We start from the raw sequence: 2,633 nt of genomic DNA on the forward strand, positions 1-2,633 counted from the left end.
CGGGTGTGCGGGTTGAAGTGAAGCGCCTCGTCCACCGCGGTGATCGGCGTGAAGCCGTCCAGGTAGATGTTGTTGAGGTACTGGTCGCGGTAGGTCAGCGCCTGCCGTGCCTGCTCCTCGGTGAGGCCGTTGTCGATGAAGTACGCCAGCATTTCCTCGTCGGAAGAAACTTCGTCGTTGGACAAACTGCCTTCAACGAGCTTCAACAGCGAGGCGGAGAGCGCAGCCAGGATCGGGTCCATGTCGGTTCCTCCTGGCTCAGACCATCAGTGTCGCGGCGGGAGCCGTGACAGCCGTGGGTGTGCGCCGTCGTGCGTGGTAAGCGCGAACGCCTGCACGCCAGTCGGCGGACTGCTCCGGTGCGAGGTCCAGATAGGACAGCGGGCACGAGTAGTAGTACGGGTGCATGGACTCTTCCAGCGGCTTGTAGCCCCACTGGCCGCCGCTGCGTTCAAGCAGATCGCAGCGGATGAAGCGCAGGGACTGGCCCGGCGCCAGATCACGATGCACACCTTCGACCTTGGCGGTCATTTCGACCACGGACCACAGCACGTTGCCGCGCATCGCATGGGCGATGACCTTTGTGCTGACGCGCTCGGTTTCCCGCGGTTCGATCAGTTCCGCGATCAATTCGGATCGCGATTGGTGAGAGAAATACCAGCCCATGAGAGGCCTCCTGAAGAAGTGGGGCCGGAGGCCTCCCCGTGGGGAAGAACCCCCAGCGGGTGATGGAATGTCGCAGGTGCGGCGAAGGAGCCTATGCCTTGTCCTCAGTCCCAGTCGTCATCGTCGCGATCACAACCGGCCGGGCAGTAGCCGAACTCGATCCCGTGCGAGCAATAGCCGTGCTCCGCATTCCAGTCCTGGGTTTCCTGCCGTTCGGCAGGCGTTGCGTAGTCCCATTCCTGGGTGGCGATTTCCAGCGCGTGAGTGCGCTGGTCATGCGGCAACCGACTGGCTTGCGCGTCGATCTCCGAACTGAAAAGCGTGACCCAGTGATCCCAGGACAGGCCGCAACCACGCTGGGCATGCTCGGCGGCCGTCTTGCACACGGCGCGCCACGCGGTTTCGTCCAGCGCGGAACGGGGTGTATCGCAAGCGATGGTGGACATGATGGAGACCTCCAGAAGAAAGCCGAGGCCTCCCCCGCATGGCGAAGGAGCCCCGGCGGGTGGATGGAGAACACCGCGGATGCGGTGTCTGCGATCACGCAGGTTGCAGCTCGGCCTCGCGGCTCCACTCCTGCGTCTTGAAGTCCAGCGCGTAGCCCAGTTCACCCAGGCGGGCGATCTGCGCACGCAAAGCGCGGCGGTCGATGGTCGAATCTAGTTTCACGGATTCGCCCAGCGGCCACAGCAGGCCGAACAGCGCGGAGTCACCGTCTTCGGTGCTGCCGGGGGCAGCGGCCGCAGCAGGTGGCGGCGCATCCACGCCGAAGGGCGTGGTATCGACCAGCGGGTCCGCGGACGATTGCATGGGCGCGGGCTTGGCAGGCCTGGACGCTTTGGCGGGTTTGGCCGGCGTTGCCGCAGGCTGCGTCCCTTGCTCTTCGTCGAGCGGATCGACGTCCTGGGTGGCGAAGCTGCGTGCTTCGTCGCGGCTCAGTTTGTCGATGCCGTTGAGCGTCATGCCGTCGAGGCTGGCCCGGATCTCGAACCGCATGCCACCGCCGACCGGGTAGGACTTCGGGAAGATGTACCTGATGATGAATTCCCCGTCGTACTTGCCTTCGGGGTACTGCTCCAGTTCCGGGTCTTTGACCTCGAACGTACCGAGGTGCGTGGCGAGGCGGCCGACGGTGAACGGGCCGTTCCTGCCGCGGATGGTGCGCAGCGTGAGCTGGCCGGGGACGACGATGGGCGCAACCGATTTCTCGGATGCCGATGTGGCTGCCATGATGGTTCTCCTTGACGAATGGGAAAAAGCAAGGCCCCGTGAGGGGCCATGCCGGATCAGAACGAAGCAGCCAATGCCGGCTCCTGCTCCTCGACTTGCGCCTCGGGCTCGCGCTCGGCGGGCTCGGCAGGCTGGTCGGCAGCGGGGTCGGTGGCCGTGTCGATGGCGTCGTCGGCTTCGGGCGCGGATGCGTCTTTGGCCGGCGGCGCCTCGGCTTGCGCCTGGCTCGTCGGATAGACCTGGGTGCCGTCGATCTTGATCAGACCGATGTGGACCAGCGTCGATTCCAGGCTTGCGGCCGGTTCCCCGGCGTGCTCGCCCTTGGTGCGGATGTACGGATCGATCTTCATGTCGTTCAGACGGAAGGCGATCAGGACCTTGCGGTCACCCTCGATGGCCTGAACGCACCGGCGAACCAGGTGCTCGGCTTCCGGGGTGGCGACGATGGTGTCGAAGTACCGATACTCCGGTTCATCGACAGGCCCGGCCAGTGCCGCGACGGTGCAAGAGAGGAACGAGTCGCCAGCCTTTGGGGTGACGTCCTTCACACGATTGAGATAGCCGATGCCGCGGGTGATCAGCTCGTGCTGCTCGATCGAAGCCAGTTCGGCCAGCTCGGTCTTGAGCAGTCGCGCCTTGAGGGACGCGGCGGCCTGACCTTTTTGCTCGCCCTTGTCGCGGATGTACGCATCGCCCCACAAGTCACCGACGCGAAAGCGCACCAGCGGGCGCTGCTT

Annotated in this window: 5 protein-coding genes; all 5 read right to left on the reverse strand. The window is 65.0% G+C overall.

The features are described 5' to 3' along the window. Positions 1–242, reverse strand: a 242-nt coding sequence (locus K206_RS0136335; RefSeq protein WP_020207128.1) for a hypothetical protein, incomplete at its 3' end; no start/stop codon positions are given. Positions 243–258: 16 nt separating this feature from the next. Then, positions 259–666 (reverse strand): hypothetical protein, encoded by a 408-nt coding sequence (locus tag K206_RS0136340; protein ID WP_020207129.1) that lies wholly within the window; start codon positions 664–666, stop codon positions 259–261. A gap of 104 nt (positions 667–770) precedes the next feature. Beyond that, positions 771–1,112 carry a hypothetical protein gene (locus K206_RS0136345; protein ID WP_020207130.1) on the reverse strand — a complete coding sequence of 114 codons (342 nt, stop codon included), beginning with the start codon at positions 1,110–1,112 and terminating at the stop codon, positions 771–773. A gap of 94 nt (positions 1,113–1,206) precedes the next feature. Beyond that, positions 1,207–1,896, reverse strand: coding sequence for a DUF3275 family protein (locus K206_RS0136350; RefSeq protein WP_020207131.1), 690 nt, complete (start codon positions 1,894–1,896; stop codon positions 1,207–1,209). A 56-nt stretch (positions 1,897–1,952) separates the two neighbouring features. Further along, a partial coding sequence (locus K206_RS0136355) for a DUF3577 domain-containing protein (RefSeq protein WP_020207132.1) occupies positions 1,953–2,633 on the reverse strand: 681 nt, incomplete at its 5' end.

This window comes from Cupriavidus sp. WS (assembly GCF_000395345.1).
Classification (GTDB): domain Bacteria; phylum Pseudomonadota; class Gammaproteobacteria; order Burkholderiales; family Burkholderiaceae; genus Cupriavidus; species Cupriavidus basilensis_B.

Excerpts from the sequence above, each read along its gene's own strand:
- K206_RS0136350 (WP_020207131.1), bottom strand. The coding sequence starts at position 1,896 with ATGGCAGCCACATCGGCATCCGAGAAATCGGTTGCGCCCATCGTCGTC.
- K206_RS0136340 (WP_020207129.1), bottom strand. The coding sequence starts at position 666 with ATGGGCTGGTATTTCTCTCACCAATCGCGATCCGAATTGATCGCGGAA.
- K206_RS0136345 (WP_020207130.1), bottom strand. The coding sequence starts at position 1,112 with ATGTCCACCATCGCTTGCGATACACCCCGTTCCGCGCTGGACGAAACC.